Source organism: Chryseobacterium shigense (assembly GCF_014207845.1).
Taxonomy (GTDB): Bacteria; Bacteroidota; Bacteroidia; order Flavobacteriales; family Weeksellaceae; genus Chryseobacterium; species Chryseobacterium shigense_A.
Genome location: NZ_JACHLC010000005.1, coordinates 41,714 through 67,724, shown reverse-complemented (window position 1 = coordinate 67,724; position 26,011 = coordinate 41,714). Strand labels below are relative to the sequence as shown.

The window sequence follows — 26,011 nt, the reverse complement described above, 5'->3', positions numbered from 1 at the left end:
TTTCAGTTGTGCTTTTTTTGTAATAATTGGGATCATTATTTTTTTAAACGCAAAGTTTTCACTTAAAAACCGTTTCATTTAAGTAGGGCAAAGATAGGCAACCCTATTGCTGATTAAGCGAAAGAATAAAAAGTCCGCTTAATTAAATCAACCTTTGGTTGATTCCTTCTTTGCAGCCTTAATATATACACTATAAATAATAAACTTTGCGTTAAAAAACTCATAAAGTAACAGCATAATCAGAAACATATTTTTTAATAAAGTATACTTGCCACGATAAATAATACTTTATCAATATCCCGATATTGTTTAATAAAGAACAAATAGAGCTTTTATAATCATTCTTTTTACGAATTTGCATACACTTGGAAGTTGTGTTTTTTTCATAACTTTACCCTAAATTTCAGCTCTTGGCCAATCTTTACAAAAAAGACGCTCCATTTCAGGTTCTTATATCATTCAAAAAATATTTGGATGTGCTGGAACATATCCGCTATAACGACCGCTTGGAATACCGGGTCAATTATGCAGAATCACTTATTGAAAGAACTAAAAATTTCCAGGAATTAAAAGACGGGTTTCAGGATGTCTCACTGTTGAAAAAACATGAAGACCTCATCAAACTGCTTCTTGCAGACCTCTTCCCGACAGGGCTTACCAACAACGAGATCAAGGCCGCAAGTATTCCCCTTTCCAATATTACTTTCAATTATACCGAGAGATTTAAAAATATACTGAAAGATGCAGGAAAAGATTTTGAAATAGAACTCAGAAATATTGATGATAACGAATTTTATGTCTTCTGCTGCTGTCTTATTCTCCAAACTTATTTTAAGAGGGATGTAAGAAGTACTATTCCTTTTTATTATGATATTCCGAACAGGCTGGGAATCATGAAGCATTATAAGATTACGGTAAATGCTGATTTTACAGAAGTTTACCCTACTGAAAATGCCAAAATCCCGTCTGATGATATTATTGATATGCTGCTGGAAAACCTGGATGATTTCAAGCTGTGGAAAAAGTATTTCCCATCAAAATCATGGGTCTTAAAGGGTTTTGCTATTATTTCTCTCGTAGACTGTACTTCAGAAGTGGCATTGTCCGACCTGAAATCAAGCATGATAGAGATTGATCCTGAAGATCTGAGCCCGAATGAGAATCTTGTAGAAATTTTCAAGTCTTATTTTGATGTACCGGAACTTAACTTCGGTTTAATGCTGTTCGATAAGAAAGATCAGAAACTCGGCAGGCTCCCCATTTATGAAAACCTGTTCACCAATCATGTTCTGGATTTCTGGATCAATGCATTTGATGAAGAAACCCGGAAGAGTACATTTAATAATTTAAATCATAATTCCAAACCTATTGTTATCTCCAACGTCAACAATATGGATGAGAATGTTAAAAGCCTTCCCTCTTTCAGCATTTTAAGGGATAACAATATCAATAGCTTCATGGTGATTCCCATCATGAAAGACAGTGAACTTCTGGCCATTATGGAGTTCACGTCTCCGCAAGCGAACAGTTTTAACGGGTTAAAGCTTAAAAAACTGGAATTTTTAACAGATATGATCCTTTTCTCCCTGAACAGGTTCAGCTTTGAGAAGAACTATCAGATAGAAGCCATCATTCAGCGCGAATATACCTCCATCCACGATAGTGTGGTATGGAAATTCAGAAATGAAGCCGAGAAATATTTCAATGCTTCACTGGCAAAAAAAATATATACGCTGAAACAGATCTCTTTTAAAAATCTAACTCCGCTTTTTGGTTTCTCAGATATCCGTTCCTCCTCAGACAAGCGTTTTAATCTTATGCTTGAAGACCTCAACCAACAGCTTGAAAGTCTACATGATATTTTCACGATGATTAATTCAGATTCAGAGAAATACCTTCTGGCTCTTGACGTCTTTGAAAATGAACTGAATAACGAGATCAAAGCCGATACGGAACAGCGTTTCCAGAGATTTCTGAGAGAAGAAATTCATCCTTACCTTCAGGGAAAACTGGAGCTCAGAACCGACAAGGAGATAAAAAATAAGATCAAAGATTATTTTGTACAGGTTTTTACCCAAACCGATCTTTTTTATGCCAACAGGAAAAATTTAGATGATTCTATAACGCTGGTCAACAGAAAGCTTGCAGATATGCTGGATGAAAGCCAGGTCAAAGCCCAACAGATCTTTCCCCATTACTATGAAAGATTCAAATCCGATGGTGTGGAGCACAACCTGTATATTGGCCATAATATTGCCCCGGATCTTAGTTACACCTCAAAAGTAGTTCACAAATTAAGGTACTGGCAACTGAAGACCATCTGCAATATGGAACGCGAATTCCAGACGTTTAAAAACAATCTGCCAATCCAGCTGGATATTGCCTCACTGCTTTTTGTTTATAACGAAAAAATAGACATCCGTTTCAGAATGGATGAAAAACGTTTCGATGTAGACGGCGCCTATAATTCCTATTATGAAATTATAAAAAAACGTCTGGACAAAGCCCATGTCAAAGATTCTCCGGAAAGAATAACCTGCCCGGGAAAAATTACCATCGTCTATTTCGGGATGGAAAACCAGAAAGAATACCTGGAATACATCAATAAGCTTCAGAAAAAAGAAATTCTACAGAACGATGTGGAATTCTTAAAAGTAGAGGATTTACAGGGAATTACGGGGTTGCTGGCGCTGAGGGTTTCTTTGGCGAAGTAAAACAGTTCAGATTAATCTATAAAATAAGTATCCGGCTTTTTCAGTTCTCCCTGCGATATTCCCGCCTGCTCAAAAATAGAATATTCAATAGTTCGGCATATGCTGTTCAGGGCCAGATCATTTTCTTCCTCTCCAAAAGGCTCTCCTATTTCCTGAATGATAGCATCCAGCGCGATAAATGTATAGCTTATCAGCAAAACGATCAAAGGCATCATCCAGTCAAGCGTATCCACCAACCCGAAAGGAAGCCAGAAGCAATACAGGTAAACCGTACGGTGAAGAAGCACGCTGTAAGCAAAAGGCAGCGGTGTGTTGTGAATTCTCTCGCATCCTCCTGAAATATTGGAAAACTGGTTCAGCTGATGATCCATAGAAGTCATAACGATGGTATCAATATTTCCCTTCTTCTGCTGCTCATTCAGCCAGTCTGCAATAAAACCGAGAATAATGCCGGGAATGAATTTCTTATCTTTCAGTTGCTCTGCCTGTTCCGGTGAAAGAAGCCTTGTTAAATGTTCCGTCCCGGATTTGTCCCTCAACTGATAGTTCAGGGACCAGCAGAAAGCTGATATCATTCTGATGATCCTTTCTTTCTCTTCCTTAGCATCCGATGGATCATTTACTAATGAGAGTATTTGTCTGGTCAGGGATCTTGTTTCTATCACCAGCAGCCCCCAAAGCTTACGACCTTCCCAGAAACGGTCATAGCTTGCGGAATTGCAGAATCCCATGAAAATAGCCAACGCAAGACCAATCAGCGTAAAAATAGTAGGATTAAGATGTACCTTATAATCGAAGATCTTGCCTTTAAAAAAATAAATTAACAGTGAGAAAACCAAAATAACAACCAGCTGTACTACAATTTTCTTTAATACGGAACCCCTCCATATAAACAACATTTTCAGCCAGTTGGTGCGCTGTCTTACAATCATCGCATTTATTTTTAATTAAAGGGAAAGAAAAGCATATCCGAAAGAAAGCACGGAAATAATAATTCCTGCCATAAAAATCTTATAGGTAATGGACAATAGCTTATACTTTCTGTCAAGAACTTTTCCCAGGAAATAAAGATCTTTCACCATAGAGTCATAGATATAATCCCTGTCTTTGATCAGGTCTTTCATGGCATTATGATAATCATTGAAAATCATTTGGTGGAAATTTCCGAAGAACAGAAGATTTACTTTTCTGTCTGCGATATCCTGAGCCGTAAAATGGGTCTTTGTTACATTCGGTTTTGTAGACAGGATTGCAAATATAATGGTCAGAACACTTGAAATAAGCAGTACAAAACTCGGAATGATAAGATGTGCATTTTTAGGGGTATCCAGTTTGGGAACCAGAACAGAAAGGCAGACTGAAATAATGATGGCATTTACCGAAAGAAGGATATTCGCTTTACTGTCCGCAATATCACTCAGCCTTGTATGATTATTCAGGGTCACCCTGAACAATGTATCTACACTACGGTCGGATTTCGGTTCTTTAGGCTCTTTCTTATTGTCTGAATTATCCTTTTTATCCTCTTCTTTTTCCAATTTTTTTTCTATTTTTTTGATGTTTTTCTTTTTCAGAGGCTCCCAGTTTTCCTGTGCATATTCCGTATAATAATGATGCTTGTTTTTGAGCATTTCAAGATTTCCGGCATTCCATTCGTCATTGGAAAAACATCTTACGTTGGTAAGCTCCCATTCTTTTCTGAGGGCATCGGAAATATCATTATAATCGTGACTGGCAAAGTGGCTGCAGTCCGCATCTTTTACAATCTTTTCCAGAAGATTCTGCGGCTCATAGGTGATTTTAGTCGCAATAATCAGTTTGGAAACATCTTCAATATAATTTTCGGGATAATTTTCCTGTTTCAGAAAATCTGTAAGAATTGTAACACCTTTTTCTTCATGATTCTGCGCACATTCCACATATCCTGTATCGTGAAACCACAGTGCCAGAAGCACCTTTTCCTGATCTTCTTTCGAAACAGGTGTATTTCGCATGATCTCTTCGGCCTTATTTACGGTATAGGTCGTGTGAATAAAATTATGGTAAAAGTATACAGAAGATAACTTATCTTTGAATAAGATTTCTACATAATCTTTAGCTTTGTGTAAAATATTCATTCCTGAATTTTTGTTAATGTAAATTTATGAATTTATCCTTTAAAACTCATTTAAAAAATACTTCTATTGCCTTTAGAGCTGTATTATCTGCAGGCGTTCTCTATTCCTGCGCAACATATAACGTAAAAAAGGGTAAAAACTTATTTGAAGTAAAAAATTCTGATGTAAAATCTGAAAATGACTTTAAAGTTTTCCTGATCGGAGATGCCGGAAATTCAGATGAACCCCAGGCACAGAACACTTTAAATTTACTCAAAAGTAAACTGGATTCCGCAGACAGCAATTCGATGCTGATCTTTCTTGGTGATAATATCTATCCCAACGGATTACCTAAAGAATCAAGCAAAGATTATGTAGCGGCAAAGCAGAAACTGGAAAATCAGCTTGCCATTACCAAAAATTTCAAAGGAAAAACTCTTGTTATTCCGGGAAATCACGACTGGAATAGCGGTCTGGATGGTTTAAAAGCACAGGAAGACCTTGTAAAGACTTACTTCAACGATAAAAAAGCTTTTCTTCCTAAAAATTCCTGCGGAATTGATGATATTAACCTGTCTAAAGATATCAAACTTATTGTCATTGATACGGAATGGGCTCTTGTCAACTGGGACCGGTATCCCGGTATCAATAAAAACTGTAGTATCAAAACCCGTGAAGATTTTTTCACGGAGTTTAAAGATCTTATTACCAAAAATCAGGATAAAAAGATTATTGTCGCCTTGCATCATCCTATAATCAGCAGCGGAACACATGCCGGATTTAATTCTGCAAAATCACATCTTTATCCATTGAAAAGTAAGATTCCTGTTCCGGTTGTTTCAAGTGTGATCAACATTTTGAGAAGTTCTTCCGGGGCAAATCTGGAGGATATCAACAATCAGCATTATGCAGATCTGGCCAACAGGTTAAAAAGTATTGTTCAGGATAAGGAAAACATCATTTTTGTTTCAGGACACGATCATAATCTGCAGTATCATGAAGACAGGAATATCAGGCAGATCATCAGCGGTGCAGGCTCTAAGACAGATCCCGCCACCATTGTTGAAAAAACCGATTTCTCATACGGAGGCAGCGGATTTGCCGTTCTGAATATCAGAAAAGACCAAAGCACAGATGTTGAATATTTCTCCACAAAAGACAACAATCTTAAAAAGCTTGCCCATATTTCTGTGATCTCAAAACCGGATGTCTTTGTGAATAATTACCCAAAAACTTTTCCGGCAATAGCAACTTCCAGCGTTTATCCCGTGGAACTTACCAAAAAAGGGCCGGTTTACCGCTGGTTATGGGGTGAACATTACAGAAAATATTACGGAATCCCGGTTGATGCTCCTACGGCTGATCTGGCTTCTTTGAACGGAGGGTTTACCCCTTTCAGAGAAGGTGGAGGGAACCAGTCAAACAGCTTAAGGCTTAAGGCGGCAGACGGACAGGAATTTGTAATGCGTGGAGTGAAAAAGAGTGCAGTCCGTTTTCTGAATAACATGGCTTTCAAAAAAAGCACTTTCGGAAATGAGCTGAATAATACATTCCCTGAAAAATTCCTGCTGGACTTTTATACGGCCAATCATCCGTTTACTCCTTTTTCGGTAGGAAATATGGCTGATAAACTGGGTATTTTCCACAGCAACCCTAAGCTGTACTACATTCCGAAGCAATATGCCTTAGGCGAATACAATGAAAGCTACGGTGACGAAATGTACATGATTGAAGAGCGTTTTTCTTCTGATCCCAAAACCTTAGCTTCACTGGATAATGCTAAAGACATTGTTTCCACAGATGATGTTCTGAAAAATTTCACCAAAAATTATAAATATTCCGTAGACCGCGAATCCTATATAAGAGCAAGAATTTTTGATATGCTGATCGGCGACTGGGACAGGCATTCCGACCAATGGAAATGGGCAGAATACCAGGATGGCGATAAAGTAATTTACAAACCTATCCCAAAAGACAGGGATCAGGCTTTCAGCAGATATGACGGGGCTGCTTTCAGAATTATCATGAATGTTCCGGCCATCCGCCACATGAAAACGTTTAAGGAAGAGATTAAAAATGTGAAATGGATGAATATGGAGCCATACCCAATGGACCTCATCTTTTTAAAAGGCGCTTCACAGGAAGAATGGATGGCACAGGCAAAATATATTCAGGAACACCTTACCGATGCTGATATTGATGATGCATTTACCGATCTTCCGAAAGAAGTAAAGGACGGTACGATTACTGATATTCAAAGTAAATTAAAAGCCAGAAAAACAAAGCTGCAGGATTATGCAGCCCGGTATTATGATGTACTTCAGGAAAAAGTTCCACTTGCGGGTACGGTGAATCCTGATCAATTCGTCATTACAAAAACAGCCAGTTCCGTTAATATAAAGCAATATAAATTAGACAAAAATAAGGAGAATCCAGAATTGGTTTTTGAGAAAACGTATGAGGATTCAAAAACGAAAGAGCTTTGGATCTACGGTCTTGAAGATGATGATATTTATGAAGTTTCAGGAGAAGGAAGGCCTAATATAAACATCAGGCTGATTGGCGGCAACAATCATGATGTTTACAATATTGCTGATGGAAAAAGCGTGAAAATTTATGACTTTAAAAGTCAGAAAAATACTTACAACGGTTCCGGAACTAAGAATATTTCTGATGATTATGATGTGAACACATACAATTATAAACACCCGAAATATAATTTCTTTGCCGGTTATCCAAATGCAGATTATAACCCGGATGACGGTGTGATCTTAGGGGTTCTTGCCAATTATACGGTAAATAATTTCATCCGCGATCCTTATACCCAGAAGCATAGCCTTAAAGTGAATTTTTATACCGCTACCGGAGGGTTTAATGCTGCCTATAAAGGAATTTTCAAAAAGGCAATATCGGGCTGGGATTTTAATATTGATGCAGCTTATACAACACCCCGTTTTTCGAAAAACTTCTTCGGACTGTCCAATGAAAGCCCGTACGACAAAGAAAATACGGAAAGAGAATATAACAGAGCAAGGATTTCCAGGCTTAATTTTGCCCCTTCAATTTCTAAAAAGAGCTGGATGAATCTTCAGCATCAGTTCCAGATGACCTTTGAGGATAATAAGGTACAGAAAAAGGGTAACCGTTTTATAGACCAGTCACCTGATGTAAGGCCGGAAGTCTTCAAAAGCCAACAGTTTGCAGGAGCCAATTATACATTCAGTTTCAAAAATCTGGATAATAATGCCTTCCCTACTTTAGGACTTGAATTCCTGATGAATGCAGACTGGAAAACCAATTTATCTGAAACCTATAAAAACTTCTTCACCTTGAACGGTACATTAACTATAGATCACAGGCTTGATAAGAGAGGACAGTTTGTTTTTGCGAATTCCAGCAACGCCATGTGGATCAGCAACAATAACTTTGAGTTCTATCAGGCTGCAAGCATAGGTGGTAATAATGGAATGAGGGCTTTCAGAAACGAAAGATTTTCAGGTAAATCCTATTTCACCAATAATTCCGAGATCCGCTGGGATTTTGGAAGGGTAAGAAACAATATCGTTCCTGCCAATATGGGAGTTCTTATCGGCTACGACATCGGACGTGTATGGAATGACCATGAAAACTCCAAAAAATGGCATCAGTCTGTAGGAGCAGGATTATGGCTGAGCGTTGTAGAAATGATTTCTGCAAGACTTAATTACTTCTACGGTTCTGACGGTGGAAGGATCTCTGCGGGTGTTGGAATGACTTTCTAAATTTACCTGCTTTGTTTCCATAGAAAAAAGAACAGATCTTATTAACTATAAAAGAGGGACAAAAAATTGTCCCTCTTTATTTTTTTAGTTTAATCCTATTTCAGTTAAGTTATTTGGCTTGGGGATTAAATTCAAACCTGTATACATTTCCACCTGTATCATTATCTTTTTCATCAGCAATCAATAGTGTTTTGTCATCAAGAAAGACAACTGCTTCTTTTTGAGAATTGTGGTTTAACGATACTTTTTCAATTTTAGCGGTACTGAAATTATCTGCTGTAAATCCTGAAAGAACATGGATATTCTTATGGGTAAGCAGGACAATCTTATCATTGGTACTGTTTATCGCCGCCGAGGTAATGGCCGCATCACTGTACTTCCCTGCCAGTTTAAGTTTTCCGATTAACTTAGCTTCAAAATCGCCTTCTTTATTGGGAACCTGGAATACCAGGAAAGTTCCGTCAAATCCTTTGCTTCTGTTTTTGGTGAACAAGTAAAAGTTCCCGTTCATTTCTACGAAAGCCTCACAGTCATATAACCAGTTTGATTTTTTCGGAGGAAATTCAGTTTGTCCTTCGTAGTGAAATTTCGTAGTCTGAACAGCTTTTGTTGTTTTTTGGGAAGCATCTTTCAAGTCTAATTTTAAGATGGCCAGATTCTGCCGGTTATTGTCGTTATTTCCAAAATCTCCGAGATAAATATTTCCCTGGGCGTCTTTGGTAATATCTTCCCAGTCATTATTTTCGGCATTTTCTACCAGCACGTCCGTTACTAGCTTACCTTGTTTATCCAGACCGTAAACAACATTTTTATTTCCCTGGTCTTCAATAGCCCAGATGGTGTTTTTATCCTGAGACAATACAATTCCCGAAACTTCCTTCAACTTTTTAGGAAGGGAAAATTCTACTTTTAATTCATCAGTTTTAGGGGTATCCTGAGCTTTCGGATTGCAGCTCCATAATAAGAAAGCGGATAGGGTAAGAATACGCAACATAGCTATTTTTTAATTTTATTTAAACTGAAAATACGGGTGCCGTATATTTTTCTCTAAGTTATTAATAATCTGTTGATGGTAAAAAAATACGAGATATACTTAAGACATTCTTTTTGCCTTCTCCCACAATACATCCATTTCCTCCAAAGTAAGGTCAGCCAGGTTTACATTGGTTTCCTGTGCCAGCTTTTCCATTTTCTGGAATCTGGAAATAAATTTTAAGTTGGTTCTTTCGAGAGCAGAATCAGGATTAAGCCCGGAAATTCTTGCATAATTGATCAGTGAGAAGAATACATCACCTAATTCCAGTTCTTTTTTATCCGGATCGGTTTCCGCATGAAATTCCTGAATCTCTTCATCTACCTTTTTCCAGGCATCTTCCGCATCATGGAATTCAAAACCGATTCCTTTTACTTTATCCTGAATTCTATACGCTTTTACCAGGCTTGGTAAACTTTTCGGAACACCTCCTAAAATGGATTTATTTCCTTCTTTCAGCTTCAGTTTTTCCCAGTTCTGCTTTACTTCTTCTTCATCTTTTACTTCTGTATCCCCATAAATGTGGGGATGACGGAAGATCAGCTTTTCATTTAAAGAATTAATGACATCGGCAATATCAAAGCTTTCTTTTTCGGATCCTATTTTGGCGTAAAAAACAAGATGAAGCAAAACATCTCCCAATTCTTTTTTGATTTCCTGTAAGTCTTCCTGCAGAATGGCATCCGAAAGTTCATATGTTTCTTCAAGGGTCAGATGCCGAAGCGATTGCAAGGTCTGCTTCTGATCCCACGGACATTTTTCACGCAGATCATCCATAATATCCAATAATCTTCCGAAAGCCTCTAGTTTTTCTTGTCTGGTATTCATAAATTGAGAATTCAAAGTATTGCAAATTTAGGGTAAATCTTTAAGTTCTTTTGTTCTGAAGAATATTTGTGCAAAATAAAAGCCCTGTCAGAATTTACTGACAGGGCTTTATATTTTAAATCCGGGATAAATTATCCTTTTTTAGTATGTGTGCTTTTCGGAGCTGCTTTAGCTGCAGAAGTAGCTTTTACTTTTGGAGTTGCTGGCTTTTCCGCTTTTGGAGCTGCTTTTTTAGGGGCATCTTTCTCAATGCTTACTTCTTCCTGTGCAGGATCTAATGTCTCAGGTTCTGCTTTTACGAAGCTTTCAGGAGTAACATACCCTGCTTTCTGAAGGATATTATACCACTGAGCCAGTTTCTTGATATCTGAAGCATATACTCTATCGGTATCATAGTTAGGAAGAGAAGCCGTCATGAAATCTTTCAGAACGTCATCAGAAGATTTGTGGGAGATAGCTTCTTTGTAATCGTGATTCTTGGCAATATTTTCAAAAACTTCGAACAAAGGAACTTCTTTATCTAATGTGAACATTGCAATATTATCCAACAAACTTACCTGGCTTGAGTTTCCAATGCTTACTTTTTTCTTGGTAGTAACATCTTCAATGATAAAACCGTTTCTTAGTTGAGAAACTAATTTGAAAAGTCCCGGCTTTCCGGAAATTGAAATTATTTTTTCTAACAGCATAATTTTATTTTTTGTAAATTCTGCAATAGGCACTGGGCTTTTTGCTTTGTATTATTTTTGTTTTTAATCGTTGTTCAAATTACTTTGGAAATCTCATTTTGTAACCGATACTTACATCGCCCTGGGAGATTTTCGTCAGTTTGCCTTTTACCAGTTTTTTCTTCAAAGCACTTAAATGGTCGGTAAACAGCACTCCTTCAATATGATCATACTCATGCTGAATTACGCGGGCTCTAATATCGGAAAAAGTTTCTGTATGTTTCACAAAATTTTCGTCATAATATTCAATAAGGATAGTTCCCTTTCTCTTTACATCTTCTCTTACATCAGGAATTGAAAGGCATCCTTCATTGAATTTCCATTCTTCACCGGATTCTTCAAGGATTCTGGCATTAATGAAAACTTTTTTAAATTCAGCCAGTTCATCTTTGATGTCTTCATAATCTTCATCCTCTGCAAGCGGAGTTACATCAATTACGAACAGGCGAAGGTCCAGCCCGATCTGCGGTGCAGCCAGCCCTATACCGTTTGCACTGTACATCGTTTCGAACATATTATCTATAAGTTCCTGTAAACCTGGATAATCTTTTTCTATATCTTTTCCTACTTTTCTCAAAACAGGATCACCAAAAGCTCTTATCGGTAAAATCATCTTATTCTTTGTTCTAAAAAATTCTGCAATATAATTGTTGCGCTTACTTTATCTATTAATCCTTTTTCCTGTCTCTTTTTCTTGCTTTTCCCGCTCTGGGAAATAAAAAAAGAAGCCATTTTAGAGGTAAATCTTTCATCTAAACGGTGGACTGTGATACCGGGAAATTCTTTGTGAAATTCTTCAATGAATTTTAAGATATCCGTCTCCACTTCGGAAACATTTCCTTTCAAATCTGTCGGAAGGCCTACTACCACATCATCCACTTTATTTTCGGTGAAATATTTTTTTAAAAACTCCATCAAAAAACGTGTTTCAACGGTATCCAGGCTGCTTGCAATAATCTGCATATCATCAGTTACAGCAATACCACAGCGTGCCTTTCCATAGTCTATTGCAAGGATCTGTCCCATAAGTGTGCAAATTTAGTAAAATTTAATGATTTTATTCATCACGCAGCTTTTTTATAAAAATCATGTTTTATTCCATTATTTTTTTTATAATTTTAATCTTCCAAAAAACGAAAATATGAAGAAACTCATCCTCGTAAGACATGCGAAAAGCGACTGGCCGGAAGAAACGGAGGATTTTGACAGACCTTTGGCAGACAAAGGTTTGAAGGATGCTATGAACATGTCCAGATTCATGAAAAGCAATAATATTTCTATTGACCGGTTTGTTTCCAGCCCGGCAGTGCGTGCGCTGAATACGTGTAAAATTTTTAACCAGGCCTATCAGCTTAATGTCTCTACTGAAGATAAACTTTATAATCCCTCGGAAAGAAATTTTGAATCTGTAATCTACGATCTGGATGACAGCGTGAGCTCGGTGGCTCTTTTTTCCCACAACAACGGAATTTCCAATTTTGCCAATTCTATTTCTGAAGATATTTTCCACTTCCCGACATGTGGCGTTGCCGGTTTCGAGATAGACTGTAATTCATGGTCTGAATTTGACGGTGCCAAAAAGAAACTGCTGTTTTTTTATGAGCCGGGGAAAATATAATTCTATCTTTTTTTACCTCTTCCCTCTCTTATTCTTTTTTTCATGTCAAAAAAAGGAGAAAACTTATATTGAAACCATTGCTTCAAATGATGTTAAGCTCCCTAAAGCCCAGCCTGGCAGCTGGAGATATTCCCATGATGAAAAATTTCAAACCTTTGAGGACTTTCAGAGATTGAAGAAAATAAAACCTGTACCGGGAAAAAATGTAATTTATCTTCAGCCTGTCGGAGAATTTGACGAGCTTCAAGAAAAAGAGATTGAACTTACCAAGGAATATTTAAGTAAATATTTCCAGCTGGAAACGAAAGTACTTCCCGTTTTATCCAATACTATTTTCCCAAAAACAGTGAAAAGATTATCCACGGAAGGTCAGGAACAAATTCTGGCAGGCTATGTACTGAACAGCATTCTGATCAAAAGAAAACCAAAAGACGCTGTAGTTTTCATGGGAATCACTGAAAAAGATCTTTTTCCCAAACCTGAATGGAATTATGTTTTTGGTCTGGCCTCTTACGAAGACGGTGTAGGAGTAACTTCCATGTACAGATTCTCAGATGGTTATCTTTCTGATGCTAATTTCAATGAAAGCCTGGAAAGATTAATGAAGATAAGTTCCCATGAGATCGGGCATATGTTCGGGGTCAGCCATTGTCTGAATGCCAACTGTGTGATGAACGGAACAAACAGTCTTTCCGAAACTGATTATCATTTTGCAAGAGCATGTTCACTTTGCCAGCAGAAATTGAATTCAAGCCTGCAGTATAATCCCAAGAAACGGCTTCTGGACCTGAAAAATTTCTTTGAAAAACAACATTTGAACTCTGAATTTGTACGTGCTGAACAGGATTTCAGTCTCCTGAAATAATTTTTTTATAAATTTCGGCTAAAGCCAATTTTAAGGATAAATAATAAAAAAACGGGCTAAAGCCCGTTCCTATTGAATATTTTAAGTCTTACGAATGACAATTCATTTATAACGTCATAAACTGATGTATATCGATTGATTATAAAAACCTTCTCTTAGCAATTTTGATTTTTCCGGGTCTATTTTCTTTTCAAATCCAGATCGTCAAAATCAAAGCTGAAATCTGTAACATCTGAAACAGGCTTCAACTTTGCAGATTCTGCTTTTCCATTTTCATCGTAAGTGAAAATAATAAAGGCATCGGCATCATAGCTTCTATCGTCCCATTTTACAATAAATGAGTTATTGGAATACGGAAGCAGTTCCCCTTTCAGTTTTGGTGAATTCTGGCAGGAAATTCTGTAGGTATTTACCTGCTGAGAAATTTCAACATCTCCAAACCACTGATCGTTATATTTTCCAATAAACTGTTCGGCCTTTGGCTGTAGATTTTTTTCTTTTTTAAAGGTATCAGATTTGGCAAAAGCATCTTTTTTCTGCTTATCAAAATCTGCATTTACTTTGGTCATTCTTTCACCGTATGTTTTCAGCCAGTTTCTGTCCGCTACTCCCAGGTAAGAATCTTTTACCGTATTGGTAATTGTATTGAAAGCTGCTCCGGACTGTTGATTGGTCAATACTACAATTCCTAATTTCATATCCGGAATCAAAGTAAATTGTGTAACGGTTCCAATAAGACCTCCTGTATGCTGGATCTGCCTGTGCCCCTTAACATCGCTTAAGAACCATCCTAATCCGTAGCCGTAAAAACTTGTATCATAAGGATTTTTTAAAGCTACTCTATCCGGAATCTGTAAGCTCCACAGCTGTTGTACATTTTTATCTGAGACCAGTTTTTTACCGTCTTTGGTGGTGAAATTATTTAAAAGAAAGTCTGCCCATGTGGTCATATCTTTAATATTACTCATGATTCCTCCTGCTGCATTACCCGTTTCATTCCAGTCATGAGGTACAGCAATGGCTTTTCCGTCTACAGGGGCGTGAGCATCAATTTTATTTGATACGGCCTTAGCTCTGTTGTAGCTTCCGAAACTGGATGTCATCCCGACAGGTTTCATAATTCTCTGCTCGATAAATTCTGCCCAGCTCAGGCCGGAAATCCTGTGAATAACTTCTCCGGCTACGATAAACATGATGTTATTGTAATCTAATTTGGTTCTGAAAGGGTTTTCGGGCTTCAGATACCTCACATTGTGAACAATATCGTTAACGGTCAGGTTACCTCCTTCCGGGAAAAACATCAGATCACCCTGGCCCAGACCTAATCCGGCTCTGTGGGTTACAAGATCTTTTATGGTTACATTCTGGGATACATACGGATCGTACATCTGAAATTCAGGAATATATTTTGAAACCTTATCATCCCAGTTCAGTTTTCCTTCATCTGCCAGAATAGCGAGTGCAGTACAGGTAAACCCTTTTGAATTGGATGCAATTCCTACCAATGTATTATCGTCCATCGGCTGTTTGGTTGTTAAGGAGCGCTGCCCGAAACCTTTGGAATAAATTACTTTTCCGTCTTTTATAATTCCTACCGACATTCCCGGAACATCAAAGGTCTTTAAAGTATTCTGGATCAGTTCATCCAATTTTTTTTCTTCAACCTGGGCATTAAAAAGCCCAACTGCTGCAAGAAAAAGTAAAAGAGAAAATTTCTGCTTCATTTTTTTAATTTTCTCAAATTTAGCAAATATTAGGAGATACGGCCTTCCTCTATACAACTTTGTGTATTTAGAACGATCTGACGTTTAATAGAAAATAAATCTTTCCTAACTTTGCAGCAAAACCAGATCTTAATGACAAAAATTCTCCTTCTCTCCGACTCTCATTCCTATATAGATGACCGAATTTTAGAATATGCCCGCCAGGCTGATGAAATATGGCATTGCGGAGATTTCGGAAGCATGGAAGTAATTGAAGAACTGGAAAAAATAAGACCTTTAAAAGGGGTTTACGGAAATATAGACAATGCGAAGATCCGGGCTGAATTTCCTGAAATAAACCGTTTTTTCTGTGAAGATCTTGAAGTTTTAATGATTCATATTGGCGGATATCCCGGAAAATATACTCCGCTTACCAATAAAGAAATTTCTAATAAGGCTCCCAAGCTTTTTATTTCAGGGCATTCCCATATTTTAAAGGCTATGTTTGATCAAAAGAACAATCTTCTCCACCTGAATCCCGGGGCCTGTGGAAAACAGGGATGGCACAAGACGAGAACCATGATGCGTTTTGTAGTGGAAGGTGAAGAGGTAAAGGATCTTGAGATCATTGAGCTGGGACCAAAAAATTAATTTTCAACAATAACAAAAGAAGGCGCACAGTACATGAAAATCGGGGACAAAGTTTCTGTAGTAGATGAGGATTTAAGCGGAATTATTACTTCCGTGAACGGTAATATTGTTTTTTTTAAAGATGAATATGGATTTACACATCAATATCCGAAAGAAAAACTGGTTCCGAAAAATGCGGATCTTTACGAAAATATCCGGGTAATAAGAAAAGCGGAACCTAAGAAAGTTATTTCCAAAAAGCATCAGAAAAACCATATGGTTCTGGATCTTCATTTTGATCATTTGGTTAAAAACCCCAGTGATTATGACAGTTTTGAGAGACTTTTCATTCAAAAAGCAAAACTGATTGAGGTTTTGGAATTCTGCCGGAAGCATCATCTGAAAAGATTGGAGATTGTTCACGGAATAGGTGACGGTACGCTGCAGAAAATGGTCATGGATGTTTTAGAAAGCCAGGCAGATATCGATTTTTACAATAAAGAAATACTTCATCACCAATCGGGTGCTGTTATGATAGAATTTCACTAAATTTGCAGCAATTGAAATATGAACGTACTTAATTTACTTTTTACCAAAGACGGATTAATCTACCAGATTGCAAGAAACAAAAGCATTCAGGAGGAAAAGTCTTATTTTGTTACTGAAGAAACTCCGGAAAATCTTATTGAAGAAAAACTGGAAGAAGTTCTTCTGAAACAAAGGTTTGACGAGATCCACGTAATCTCTGCACTGAATCATTTCACCCTGATGCCTGAAGGATTTTCAGAACATGAGGCAGGCTTTGAACTGATTGCATTCAACGCACCGGCGGACAAGGAAAAGGAGGAATTAATGCTTTCTGTTAATAAAAAATTCGGGGTACAGTTTTATTATACGTTCCCTAAAAACTTTTACAGGAAAATAAAAGAACTGGCGGTTCCTGCCCATTTTAATTTTTCGGGAGAGAAGTTTTTGAACTCAATCAACAATAAAAATAATAAGGAGATTCACATCAATCTGTACCACAATCAGTGTGAGTTTTTCGCTATTGATAATAAAAAGGTTATTTTATACAATAACCTGGATGTGAATTCTGAAGTAGATTTCCTTTATTTCGTTATGTTTACACTTAGTAAAATAGGTTTTGGAATCAATGAAACCAATTTCTATGCTTATGGTGAGACCACAGAAAACGAAACCTTTATTTCCGAACTTCAGAAATTTGTTAAAAATATGAGAATTGTTTTTGACAATGTCCCGAATAAGAATTTTATACTTAATTAGGTTGCAGGCAGTAGGTTATAGGAATTAATTCCCTATGCAACAGCCTGCTATCTGCAATCTGCGACCTAACAACTAAAAATATGTTCAGAATAATCTCAGGCAAGTGGAAAGCAAAAAAAATAGCTGCCCCTAAAAACTTTGAAGTAAGACCCACTACGGATTTTGCCAAAGAAGCGCTTTTCAGTATCCTGGAAAATAAATATGATATGCAGTCGATTTCCGTGCTTGATCTTTTTGCAGGTATCGGTTCAATCACTTTTGAATTTGCTTCCAGAGGCTGCCAGGATGTGACTTCTGTTGAGCTGAATCCAAAACATACAAGTTTTATCAATTCCACGGCTTCAGAACTTGATATGTCTCTTCAGATCAATGTTCAGAGAGGTGATGTTTTTGACTGGCTTAAAAAATTCAGGAACAAAAAAAGTTTTGAAATCGTATTTTCCGATGCGCCTTTCGAAATGGAAGAGAAAAAATATTACGAACTCCTGTCTCTTGTTTTGAATAATAAATTCGTTAAACCCAATGGAGTTCTTATTGTAGAGCATCAGAGCAGGATGAAGCTGGAACATCCCAACTTAATAGATACACGAAAATACGGAAATGTGAGTTTCAGTTTTTTCGAAGCCAATAAAGAAGATAATCAGGAAATTTAATTTCTGATTATTTTTTTTACGGAATGTTCCGGTGCAGCAATTCCCCAGTTTGTAATAGCCTCGATTACAGGCAGTAATGTCTTGCCAAAATCCGTCAGCGTATACTCTACCATTAACGGAGGTTTTTCAGTATATACTTTTCTGCTGACAATATGGTCATCTTCAAGCTGCTTCAGCTGCAGGCTTAATGTCCTTTCTGTGATGGTGGGAATTAGTTTTCTCAGCTCGTTATATCTTTTTGCCCCTTTTGTAAGGTGAACCAAAATCACGGCTTTCCATTTTCCTCCAATGAATTTCATAGTAAGACTTGTGCAGCACGGGTATTCTTTGTTATCTATTGTATACATTTTATACTATCCTTTTTTACCGTTATTGCAAATGTATTAAACTTAAATTAGTTTTGCAACTATAAAAAATATAGTATAAATATTATGAGCTTTTTAGAAAAAATGAAATCGAGATATACTGTTAAAAAGTATAATCCTCAAGGAATCATCGGTGAAGAACAAATTCAGCAGTTAAAAGAAATTTTACAGCTCAGCCCATCTTCAATTAACAGCCAGCCCTGGAATTTTGTTTTTGCAAATAACAATTCTGAAGTAAAGGGGCAATTGGCAGAAGCATCCTACTGGAACAAGGAAAAGATTTCAGACAGCAATTGTTTAATTGTATTTCAGGTCTTAAAAAATCCTGATGACTTTGAAAAACAGATTGAAGGTTATCTTCCCGAAGGTAATGTGAATTATTACAAAAATTTCGTAAAACCTAAAGGTAATGGTGAAATAAAATCCTGGCTCGCCCATCAGGTTTATCTTTCATTGGGGGTTTTGCTTTCCGCATGTGCAGAAATGGGAATAGATTCAACTCCTATGGAAGGAATTGAGCCGGAAAAATACGATGCCATTCTAAAAAATGAAAAATATGAAACCTTATTTGCAGTAGCAATTGGTGTAAGGGCTGAAAACGACAGCAATCATCCGAAAATAACTCCAAAGACAAGGTATGAAAGGAAGGATGTAATTTTAGAAGCATAAAAAAAGACTCAGGGATGAGTCTTTTTGTTTATAATACTTTCAATTCTAAATCAATTGTTTTTCCAAAGAATTTTTTAGAGATTTTCTCAAAGTTTTTCGTGAGATCCGAAAGATAGAAATGATAGTTCGGTTTAGGATTATTATCATTCAGAAGGTGGTATTTATCCAGGATAATTTTCAGATGATTGGCTACAATATTCGGGGAATCAATCACACGAACCCTGTTTCCGTAGTACTGCTTGATCTCATCAATGAGTAAAGGATAATGTGTACAGCCCAAAATAAGTGTTTCAATGTTTTTCAGCTTATTATTGCTCAGATAGTTGTAGATGATGGCATGCGTAATCGGATGGTTTTTAAATCCTTCTTCAATGGCAGGAACCAGCAACGGAGTGGCCAGTTCATCAACCTTGATCCATTTATTCTGTTTCCTGATGCTTTTCTTGTACAATCCGGAATTGACGGTTGCTTTTGTGGCAATAACTCCAACATTATTATGGATTTCATACGCTACTTTTTCAGCAACGGGATTAATAACGTCTATTACGGGAACTTTTCCGCCAACAGACTGCATTACTTCGTTCAAAGCATTTGCCGTAGCTGTATTACAGGCTATAACAATGGCTTTACAGTTCTGCTCAAGCAGAAAATTGGTGATCTTGGTAGAATATTCGATAATCGCATCTTTCGACTTTTCGCCATACGGAAGGTGTTTGGTATCTCCAAAATAGATCAGGTCTTCATGGGGAAGAAGCCTTTTTATCTCTTTAGCTACGGTAAGTCCTCCCACCCCGCTATCGAAAATGCCGATAGGCTGGCTTGATGAAAGATGTGAATAATCTTGCTTTTTAGTTTTCAAGTGAACTGAAATTTTATACAAAAATAATGAATAATCGGATACTTAATTAAGATTACCGATTGAAAAATCCTTCGGGTACCTTACTTTATAACTTACCCTGATTTTTTTGGTTTCGGATGGGGAAATTTTAACATTCCAGGTCAGGAATCCTTTTTCCTTATTCAGATCTGCATTATCACTCTGGAGAAGCTCAATCTTTACAGATTCATCCTTACTTAGGGGAATCTGGTCTTTTATATCAATATTGATTGCTTCTTTTTTATTGTTACGGACTACAAGATCATAAGTAATTACTTTTTCCTGATAAGAAGAAAATAATTTCTCACTTGATTTATCGTTGACAATTTCCTTGCGTATGCTGATTTTCTTGTCATCACCCAGCGTAATGCTCATTTTATCTTCTGTCTGGTTAGAATTAATCCTCGTTTCCCCTACATACATGTTTTCAAAAATAACACTGGCAGAACCTGAAATAAGGTTATACTTATTAAAATCTTTAACATCTGCAACCAAATAAGCAGTTGTACTGTATTTCGGGACTGTATAATATTTATAATCAGCAGGAATTTTTATCTGTTTCAGATTAATAAAATGATCTTCATCGTTTGATAGAACATCATAAGGAATATCTGCATCAAAACTTACATTCAATTGGTTTTCAGTAATTTTAATTCCATACGCTCCCGTTACTACAACTTCTTCAATCTCCTGAGTTCGCATTGTATCTTTTTTACCAGAATAATGTGAACTTACTCTTTCTTCATTTTTATAAGAATTCAGGAACCAGGGGTTCATCACCGGAGCTTCATTATTTCTGGAAGATCTGGCATTAATCAGTGAAAGTTTCACTCCCTTCCAGTCAAGTCCCGTATCCTGTCTTACTTTTGCTTTAAAAGTAACATCCAGCGGTTCTGTAAGTTTGCTTCCTTTCACCTCATAGAATGGCTCCCAGGAGACGTTTTCCGTCAGGTAGCCCAAATTCATTTTAGCATTTCCTCCCGCGCTGCTTACTACTTTCAGAACAAGAACACCATCGGAAAATGTTTCTTCTGCTTCTGTATTTGCTTTCAGACGGTTTCTTAGCCTTTCAAGTTTCAGAACAGTGTCAGTATATTTTTTATTAATATCAAGCTGTGCTATACTTATTTCGTTTCTTTTGGTTTTGTAATATTCCGTAAGCTGCATCAGTTGAGCCACGCTGGAAGTATTGCTGCCAACTAAAAGTCCTTGGTTTTTATCTAAAAGTTCCAGTGTTTTTTCATTGGTCTGCCTTTCAATATTAATTTTTGTACTGAGATTCTCTAAAATAACAATACTGTCTTTAATTCTTTTACCGTTTGGATTATTATTCTCAAAATAATTTGAATTGTAACTGTCTCTATATTGTGCAGAAAGAACCGAAATATCTTTATTGTTGGTATTGATCTGTACTGATTTCTCTACAATCTCATCTGAGATATTTGTTACTACAATCTCAGAAGTTCCTGCCGGAACTGCAACATTAACCGAATTCTGAAGTTCTGCAGACGTCCTGTAAACATTTACAGCATACACTTTTGCTTTTGTAAAAATTGGTTTCTGAGAGAAATGTAAAATGCTTAAAAAAAGAAAAATTAATAATAAGCTTTTTTTCATAGTTGTAGTTTTTTTTAAAGTATAATCTCAAATATACATTAATAAACGTTATACTAAAAATAAATCTGAGGCAATTCCATCTGCCATAAACCAATGTTTTTCGGGGATTTTTAAGTGATTGTCTTCAATAATTAAAATACCTTCTTCTATTTTGGGTTTTATTTCATTCCGAAAATGCTCAAGGATTCTATCACTGAACTTATTTTTCAGGCTTTCAAGATCTACTCCCCAAATCGTTCTCAGGCCGATCATAATCATTTCATTGAATTGGTCTTCCCGGGAGAGCAGTTCTTCTTCCTTGGCAAGAATTCCGGTATGAAGCTTTTTGAGATACTGCTGGTTGTTGGCAATATTCCAGCTTCGGACGTCCAATCCGTTATAAGAATGTGCGGAAGGGCCTATTCCCAGATATTCTTTATACTTCCAATAGGCTGAATTATGTCTAGAATAAAAGCCAGGTTTTGCAAAATTGGAAACTTCATAATGTTCAAAACCGTTATCTTTTAGAAAATCTGAAAGATAATAGAATTCTTTGTTTTGCTCTTCTTCTTTCGGACTGCTAATTTTGCCTTTCGCAATCCAGTTTTCCAAAGCTGTCTTGGGTTCAACTGTCAGAGCATAGGAAGAAATATGAGGTACTTCAAGAGCAATTGTTTTATTTAAATTTTCCTTCCAGATTTCCAGACTGGAGGTGGGGGACCCATAAATGAGATCTATACTTAGGTTTTCGAAGCCAAAATCCTGTGCTCTTTTGATGGAGCTTTCTGCTTCTGATGCATTATGGGCACGGTTCATCAGTTTCAGGTCTTCTTCGAAGAAACTTTGTGTCCCGATGGAAAGTCTGTTGACCGGAGATTGTGCCAACTGCTTTAAAAAATTTTTATCCAGATCATCCGGATTGGCTTCCAAAGTAACTTCAATATCATTATCAAAGCTGAAATATTTCAGTATTTCATCAATTATTGAACTGATCTCATCTGCTGAGAGAATAGACGGAGTGCCACCTCCGAAATACAGTGACTGCAGATTTTTGTTCTGCAATTCATTTTTTCTAAGCCGGATTTCAGTTTTCATTGCGCTAATCATCTCATCTTTGAAGTTCAGAGATGTAGAAAAGTGAAAATTGCAGTAGCTGCATTTCTGTTTGCAGAAGGGGATGTGAATATATATCATAAAAAAGAGCCCTGAAAATTTCAGAGCTCAAATTTATTTAAATTAAATCAGATTAATATCTATATCCTCTATGATTAATAAAGTTATCGAAGTTATAACCTAAACTGATCATGAAGCTGTTTCCTCCATACGTCTGGATATCAGACATTCCGATATTATAAGTAGCTCCGATCATGAATTTATTGAATCTTACTTTAATAACCGGTGCAACCTGAAGCTGCTGGCTGTCGAACCTGTTCTGTACCGTTCTGTAGCTTACTCCGGCAGAGAATGAATTGATGTCGTTAAAGAAAGTTGCCATTAAGTTATAGTCGATCATTCTTGTTGAATTGGTATTCAGGTTGATCAATGCTGATGGCGTTATGAAGATATTGTCAGCAAAATGCCAGTCATATCCTAAGTTTAAGAAAAATTTGATTGGTGAAGGCTCAATTCCGTTTACGATAGCCTTATCGTTGCTTAGTGCGATATCGTTTACAGATACTCCTGCAAAGATGTTTCTATAGGTTGCAGCCGCACCGAAGTTGGCATAAGCCATGAAAATATTCCCTTCTTTCCCGATCAATAGTGGATCGTAACCATCTTCAACATTCACTGAAGTATAGTCGAAGTTCATATTGTAAAATGAAACACTGGTACCGAAAGAGAACTGGTCTTTTCTGTCTCCCTCACTACTTAGTGGAATAAAGTATGAAGCTCCCGCTGTAATACCGCCTGCAGAAATAGGTCCATTACTGTCTCTGAAAATAGAGAGCCCTGCTCCTACTCTGTCGAAAATGTTCCCGTTGATTCCTATAGACTGCGTATTTGGAGAATCGCTAAACTTGTCAAATTGTTTGTGGTAATTAGCATTAAGCTGCACGTAATCGGTCTTTCCGTACTGAGCTGGGTTGAACAGGAATTCACCATCCAGAAGATATTGCTGATAATATGGTAGTGATTCTTGTGCTTTGTATGCATTTGACAAAAGAGCTAAACATACGATAGCATATAGTTTTCTCATAACAAATCTTGATTTCAATTCAACAAATATAAAAAAATTCTCAATATATTTTTAGTTTTCTAAATAATTTCTCCATTTTTTTACAGCATCCGCCATATCTTTCGGCATTGGGCTCTCAAAATATAATTCCTTTTTAGTGGTTGGGTGTATAAACCCCAAAGTATGCGCATGGAGCGCATGTCTTGGAAGGATTTCAAACACATTTTTTATAAACTGCTTATACTTAGGCAGATTCACTCCTCTGAGCGGAGTATGGCCTTCATATCTTTCATCATTAAACAGCGTATGACCGATATGCTTAAAGTGGGCCCTTATCTGATGGGTTCTTCCTGTCTCAAGTTTGCACTCTACCCAGGTCATATATTTAAACCGTTCCAAAACTTTATAATGCGTTACTGCATGTTTTCCGTGGCTTCCGTCCTCATAAACGGACATCTGCATCCTGTTTTTGGGATGCCTCCCGATATGCCCTCTGATTGTTCCTTCATCTTCCTTAGGATTTCCCCATACAAAAGCCCAATACAGTCTTTTTGTAGTTCTGTTGAAAAACTGCTTTGCCAAAAAGCTCAGTGCATATTCATTTTTTGCAATCACCAGAAGTCCGGAAGTATCCTTATCGATCCTGTGGACAAGTCCTACCCTGTCCAGATCAGATTTTTGTCCGTTCTTTTCAAAATGGAAAGCCAGCGCATTCACTAAAGTTTTGTCCCAGTTTCCGTGTCCCGGATGAACTACCATTCCCGCTTCTTTATCTACAACGATCAAATCTTCATCTTCGTATATAATATTCACAGGAATATCCTGGGGAATAATCACATTTTCTCTCGGCGGATGGGTAAGAAGCACTGAAATCTGGTCGCCCGGCTTTACACGATAGTTCTGTTTTACAGGCGCTCCGTTTACAATAACATTCCCCGCTCTGCAGGTCTGGGAAATTTTATTCCGGGAAGAGTTTTGCCTGTAGATTAATAAGAATTTATCAATCCTTAACGGCTCCTGTTTTTTATCCACTGTGATATTAAGGTGCTCATACAGTCCTTTATTCTCTTCATCAATATCGATATTTTCGAGACTGTCGGATTCTAATAATTCTTCATCAAAAAAATCTTCGTTATCTTCTGCCATATTTTATCTTTTTACGCAAAAGGCCCCAACATTTTGCAGTTGAAGCCTATATTTTATATCATAAACCGTTATTATTCTACTACTACTTTTTTAGCTTTTGGCTTTTGAGCTGGCTGCTGTGTTGTACTCGCAGGTGTTGCAGGCTTATTTCCTGAACTCTGATTATTTGTTGTTGCAGTTTTAGGTTTTTCTGTTACAGTTCCGGCAGGTTTAGTTCCAGTAGCTGCGTTAGTTGTCTTGGCAGGTTCTGTTTTAGCTGGTTCATGTTTAGGAACTTCTTTTTTTGGTACAGGTGCTGCTGCAGGCGGATCATAGCTTGGTTCCGGGCGGCTGGTAGGAACTTCATCATAATGCACCGGAGGAAGTGAAGTATCTACTTTCATACGGTAAATTGAGTTCAGCTGTTCTACTTTAGCTCTAAGCTCAGCAGGTGTTCTTTTACTTGCCCAAAGGTCAATCTGCATTCCCTGATCTCTTACGTCTCCTGAAGCCGGATCCTGATAATAAATGATATCAGATTCATCTTTGCTTCCATCTTCATGTTCTATAAGACCTACTTCAAACAGGTTTTTTGCGATAACAGCTCTGGCTTCTTTCACCGAAAGCCCTACCACGTTAGGAATTGAAATATTTCTCATAGGTCCGGATCCCACCACAACATCAATTATAGAGAATCTCGGAAGGCGTGATCCCGGATTAACAGCATTACCTTTATACAATACTCTTAAAAGAGCATCTTTCTGAATACTCGGTTCATAGATGGTATCACCAATTTTAAGCCCCACCTGATCCAGTCTCTGGAATGCCAGCCCCGAATATTTATTGATTACGTCAGGAACGGTAATAGGCGCCCATGTTCTTGGATTCACCACAATTCTTACCAATGATCCCGGTTTCACCCGTGAACTGGATAAAGGGTGCATCTTTAAAACCTGGAAAGGCTTATATTTAGGATTATACTCGGCACTGTCTACTTCATATTCCAGCCCGGTATCCTCTAATATTTTTACGGCATCATAGACCGATTTATTAATAACATTGGGTACAGGAATTTCCTGACCATGATTGGTATGATATTCCAACCAACGGAAAGTAACCCACACCAACCCCACAAAAATACCGATGGCGACTACTAAATTCAGTAAAACTTTCCAATTGAAAAGTGATTTAAGCATACTTAAAAATACTTTAATTATAACGGCAAATATAGCTAATAATTTTAAATGTGCTTTTATTTAACACAATTCATTTTCAATTTTAAAATTTCTG

Annotated in this window: 24 protein-coding genes; 9 read left to right on the top strand and 15 right to left on the bottom strand. The window is 37.1% G+C overall.

Annotated features, from left to right (window positions below):
- The first annotated feature begins 410 nt into the window (after positions 1-410).
- On the top strand, positions 411-2,714 hold the full coding sequence (locus HNP36_RS16420; protein ID WP_184166950.1) for a GAF domain-containing protein: 2,304 nt from the start codon (positions 411-413) through the stop codon (positions 2,712-2,714).
- An 11-nt stretch (positions 2,715-2,725) separates the two neighbouring features.
- Here HNP36_RS16420 and HNP36_RS16415 read toward each other — a convergent pair whose 3' ends face one another.
- A complete protein-coding gene (locus tag HNP36_RS16415) occupies positions 2,726-3,646 on the bottom strand; it encodes a bestrophin family protein (protein ID WP_184166947.1) in 921 nt (306 codons plus the stop codon).
- A 15-nt stretch (positions 3,647-3,661) separates the two neighbouring features.
- Positions 3,662-4,831: a Pycsar system effector family protein gene (locus HNP36_RS16410; RefSeq protein ID WP_184166944.1), complete on the bottom strand. Its 1,170-nt coding sequence runs from the start codon at positions 4,829-4,831 to the stop codon at positions 3,662-3,664.
- A 26-nt stretch (positions 4,832-4,857) separates the two neighbouring features.
- Between HNP36_RS16410 and HNP36_RS16405 the strand changes: the two genes are divergently transcribed.
- Positions 4,858-8,571: a metallophosphoesterase gene (locus tag HNP36_RS16405; protein ID WP_184166941.1), complete on the top strand. Its 3,714-nt coding sequence runs from the start codon at positions 4,858-4,860 to the stop codon at positions 8,569-8,571.
- 109 nt (positions 8,572-8,680) lie between these two features.
- Here the strand turns inward: HNP36_RS16405 and HNP36_RS16400 are convergent, their stop codons facing one another.
- The 5 genes from HNP36_RS16400 to ruvX form a co-directional block, all read right to left on the bottom strand.
- Entirely contained in the window at positions 8,681-9,565 is an 885-nt protein-coding gene (locus HNP36_RS16400) for a hypothetical protein (protein WP_184166938.1), read from the bottom strand.
- A gap of 99 nt (positions 9,566-9,664) precedes the next feature.
- The gene (mazG, locus tag HNP36_RS16395) at positions 9,665-10,432 is read right to left on the bottom strand and encodes a nucleoside triphosphate pyrophosphohydrolase (protein WP_184166936.1); all 768 of its coding nucleotides are present in this window, start codon (positions 10,430-10,432) and stop codon (positions 9,665-9,667) included.
- A 131-nt stretch (positions 10,433-10,563) separates the two neighbouring features.
- The gene (locus tag HNP36_RS16390; protein WP_184166934.1) at positions 10,564-11,121 is read right to left on the bottom strand and encodes a DUF5606 domain-containing protein; all 558 of its coding nucleotides are present in this window, start codon (positions 11,119-11,121) and stop codon (positions 10,564-10,566) included.
- A gap of 79 nt (positions 11,122-11,200) precedes the next feature.
- Complete coding sequence (gene def, locus HNP36_RS16385) at positions 11,201-11,773, bottom strand: peptide deformylase (protein ID WP_184166932.1); 573 nt, start codon at positions 11,771-11,773, stop codon at positions 11,201-11,203.
- Positions 11,770-12,186 carry a Holliday junction resolvase RuvX gene (ruvX, locus tag HNP36_RS16380; RefSeq protein WP_184166930.1) on the bottom strand — a complete coding sequence of 139 codons (417 nt, stop codon included), beginning with the start codon at positions 12,184-12,186 and terminating at the stop codon, positions 11,770-11,772. Before ruvX ends, def begins: the two co-directional genes overlap by 4 nt.
- A 115-nt stretch (positions 12,187-12,301) precedes the next feature.
- On the opposite strand from ruvX, the gene HNP36_RS16375 reads away from it, so the two are divergent.
- The gene (locus tag HNP36_RS16375) at positions 12,302-12,778 is read left to right on the top strand and encodes a SixA phosphatase family protein (protein WP_184166928.1); all 477 of its coding nucleotides are present in this window, start codon (positions 12,302-12,304) and stop codon (positions 12,776-12,778) included.
- Positions 12,759-13,643 carry an archaemetzincin gene (locus tag HNP36_RS16370; RefSeq protein WP_184166926.1) on the top strand — a complete coding sequence of 295 codons (885 nt, stop codon included), beginning with the start codon at positions 12,759-12,761 and terminating at the stop codon, positions 13,641-13,643. The genes HNP36_RS16375 and HNP36_RS16370 overlap by 20 nt, the downstream gene beginning before the upstream one ends.
- A gap of 179 nt (positions 13,644-13,822) precedes the next feature.
- Here HNP36_RS16370 and HNP36_RS16365 read toward each other — a convergent pair whose 3' ends face one another.
- Entirely contained in the window at positions 13,823-15,367 is a 1,545-nt protein-coding gene (locus tag HNP36_RS16365) for a serine hydrolase (RefSeq protein ID WP_184166923.1), read from the bottom strand.
- A 132-nt stretch (positions 15,368-15,499) separates the two neighbouring features.
- On the opposite strand from HNP36_RS16365, the gene HNP36_RS16360 reads away from it, so the two are divergent.
- From HNP36_RS16360 to HNP36_RS16345, 4 genes are all read left to right on the top strand, one after another.
- On the top strand, positions 15,500-15,997 hold the full coding sequence (locus HNP36_RS16360; RefSeq protein WP_184166920.1) for a metallophosphoesterase family protein: 498 nt from the start codon (positions 15,500-15,502) through the stop codon (positions 15,995-15,997).
- 33 nt (positions 15,998-16,030) lie between these two features.
- The gene (locus HNP36_RS16355; protein ID WP_184166917.1) at positions 16,031-16,525 is read left to right on the top strand and encodes a Smr/MutS family protein; all 495 of its coding nucleotides are present in this window, start codon (positions 16,031-16,033) and stop codon (positions 16,523-16,525) included.
- Positions 16,526-16,543: 18 nt separating this feature from the next.
- Positions 16,544-17,260: a DUF3822 family protein gene (locus HNP36_RS16350; protein ID WP_184166915.1), complete on the top strand. Its 717-nt coding sequence runs from the start codon at positions 16,544-16,546 to the stop codon at positions 17,258-17,260.
- A gap of 80 nt (positions 17,261-17,340) precedes the next feature.
- Complete coding sequence (locus HNP36_RS16345; RefSeq protein ID WP_184166913.1) at positions 17,341-17,913, top strand: RsmD family RNA methyltransferase; 573 nt, start codon at positions 17,341-17,343, stop codon at positions 17,911-17,913.
- Here HNP36_RS16345 and HNP36_RS16340 read toward each other — a convergent pair.
- Positions 17,910-18,260 carry a winged helix-turn-helix transcriptional regulator gene (locus tag HNP36_RS16340; protein ID WP_184166911.1) on the bottom strand — a complete coding sequence of 117 codons (351 nt, stop codon included), beginning with the start codon at positions 18,258-18,260 and terminating at the stop codon, positions 17,910-17,912. The genes HNP36_RS16345 and HNP36_RS16340 overlap by 4 nt on opposite strands.
- A 102-nt stretch (positions 18,261-18,362) precedes the next feature.
- Between HNP36_RS16340 and HNP36_RS16335 the strand changes: the two genes are divergently transcribed.
- Positions 18,363-18,947 (top strand): NAD(P)H-dependent oxidoreductase, encoded by a 585-nt coding sequence (locus tag HNP36_RS16335; protein WP_317168979.1) that lies wholly within the window; start codon positions 18,363-18,365, stop codon positions 18,945-18,947.
- A 28-nt stretch (positions 18,948-18,975) separates the two neighbouring features.
- Here the strand turns inward: HNP36_RS16335 and murI are convergent, their stop codons facing one another.
- The 6 genes from murI to HNP36_RS16305 form a co-directional block, all read right to left on the bottom strand.
- A complete protein-coding gene (murI, locus tag HNP36_RS16330) occupies positions 18,976-19,806 on the bottom strand; it encodes a glutamate racemase (RefSeq protein ID WP_184166907.1) in 831 nt (276 codons plus the stop codon).
- A gap of 42 nt (positions 19,807-19,848) precedes the next feature.
- Positions 19,849-21,441: a DUF4139 domain-containing protein gene (locus HNP36_RS16325; RefSeq protein WP_184166905.1), complete on the bottom strand. Its 1,593-nt coding sequence runs from the start codon at positions 21,439-21,441 to the stop codon at positions 19,849-19,851.
- Between the two features lie 48 nt (positions 21,442-21,489).
- Complete coding sequence (gene hemW / locus HNP36_RS16320) at positions 21,490-22,614, bottom strand: radical SAM family heme chaperone HemW (protein ID WP_184166902.1); 1,125 nt, start codon at positions 22,612-22,614, stop codon at positions 21,490-21,492.
- Between the two features lie 52 nt (positions 22,615-22,666).
- A complete protein-coding gene (locus HNP36_RS16315; protein ID WP_184166894.1) occupies positions 22,667-23,617 on the bottom strand; it encodes a PorP/SprF family type IX secretion system membrane protein in 951 nt (316 codons plus the stop codon).
- 51 nt (positions 23,618-23,668) lie between these two features.
- Positions 23,669-24,742: an RluA family pseudouridine synthase gene (locus HNP36_RS16310; RefSeq protein WP_184166891.1), complete on the bottom strand. Its 1,074-nt coding sequence runs from the start codon at positions 24,740-24,742 to the stop codon at positions 23,669-23,671.
- Between the two features lie 71 nt (positions 24,743-24,813).
- The gene (locus HNP36_RS16305) at positions 24,814-25,917 is read right to left on the bottom strand and encodes a PASTA domain-containing protein (RefSeq protein WP_184166888.1); all 1,104 of its coding nucleotides are present in this window, start codon (positions 25,915-25,917) and stop codon (positions 24,814-24,816) included.
- Positions 25,918-26,011 lie beyond the last annotated feature (94 nt).

Coding starts and splice junctions, on each gene's coding strand:
- HNP36_RS16305 (WP_184166888.1), bottom strand. CDS start 25,917: ATGCTTAAATCACTTTTCAATTGGAAAGTTTTACTGAATTTAGTAGTC.
- mazG (WP_184166936.1), bottom strand. CDS start 10,432: ATGAATACCAGACAAGAAAAACTAGAGGCTTTCGGAAGATTATTGGAT.
- HNP36_RS16315 (WP_184166894.1), bottom strand. CDS start 23,617: ATGAGAAAACTATATGCTATCGTATGTTTAGCTCTTTTGTCAAATGCA.
- HNP36_RS16325 (WP_184166905.1), bottom strand. CDS start 21,441: ATGAAAAAAAGCTTATTATTAATTTTTCTTTTTTTAAGCATTTTACAT.
- HNP36_RS16345 (WP_184166913.1), top strand. CDS start 17,341: ATGTTCAGAATAATCTCAGGCAAGTGGAAAGCAAAAAAAATAGCTGCC.
- HNP36_RS16375 (WP_184166928.1), top strand. CDS start 12,302: ATGAAGAAACTCATCCTCGTAAGACATGCGAAAAGCGACTGGCCGGAA.
- HNP36_RS16400 (WP_184166938.1), bottom strand. CDS start 9,565: ATGTTGCGTATTCTTACCCTATCCGCTTTCTTATTATGGAGCTGCAAT.
- HNP36_RS16355 (WP_184166917.1), top strand. CDS start 16,031: ATGAAAATCGGGGACAAAGTTTCTGTAGTAGATGAGGATTTAAGCGGA.
- def (WP_184166932.1), bottom strand. CDS start 11,773: ATGATTTTACCGATAAGAGCTTTTGGTGATCCTGTTTTGAGAAAAGTA.
- HNP36_RS16310 (WP_184166891.1), bottom strand. CDS start 24,742: ATGGCAGAAGATAACGAAGATTTTTTTGATGAAGAATTATTAGAATCC.
- HNP36_RS16340 (WP_184166911.1), bottom strand. CDS start 18,260: ATGTATACAATAGATAACAAAGAATACCCGTGCTGCACAAGTCTTACT.
- HNP36_RS16350 (WP_184166915.1), top strand. CDS start 16,544: ATGAACGTACTTAATTTACTTTTTACCAAAGACGGATTAATCTACCAG.
- HNP36_RS16410 (WP_184166944.1), bottom strand. CDS start 4,831: ATGAATATTTTACACAAAGCTAAAGATTATGTAGAAATCTTATTCAAA.
- HNP36_RS16370 (WP_184166926.1), top strand. CDS start 12,759: ATGAGCCGGGGAAAATATAATTCTATCTTTTTTTACCTCTTCCCTCTC.
- HNP36_RS16405 (WP_184166941.1), top strand. CDS start 4,858: ATGAATTTATCCTTTAAAACTCATTTAAAAAATACTTCTATTGCCTTT.
- HNP36_RS16360 (WP_184166920.1), top strand. CDS start 15,500: ATGACAAAAATTCTCCTTCTCTCCGACTCTCATTCCTATATAGATGAC.
- HNP36_RS16365 (WP_184166923.1), bottom strand. CDS start 15,367: ATGAAGCAGAAATTTTCTCTTTTACTTTTTCTTGCAGCAGTTGGGCTT.
- ruvX (WP_184166930.1), bottom strand. CDS start 12,186: ATGGGACAGATCCTTGCAATAGACTATGGAAAGGCACGCTGTGGTATT.
- HNP36_RS16415 (WP_184166947.1), bottom strand. CDS start 3,646: ATGATTGTAAGACAGCGCACCAACTGGCTGAAAATGTTGTTTATATGG.
- HNP36_RS16335 (WP_317168979.1), top strand. CDS start 18,363: ATGAAATCGAGATATACTGTTAAAAAGTATAATCCTCAAGGAATCATC.
- HNP36_RS16390 (WP_184166934.1), bottom strand. CDS start 11,121: ATGCTGTTAGAAAAAATAATTTCAATTTCCGGAAAGCCGGGACTTTTC.
- hemW (WP_184166902.1), bottom strand. CDS start 22,614: ATGATATATATTCACATCCCCTTCTGCAAACAGAAATGCAGCTACTGC.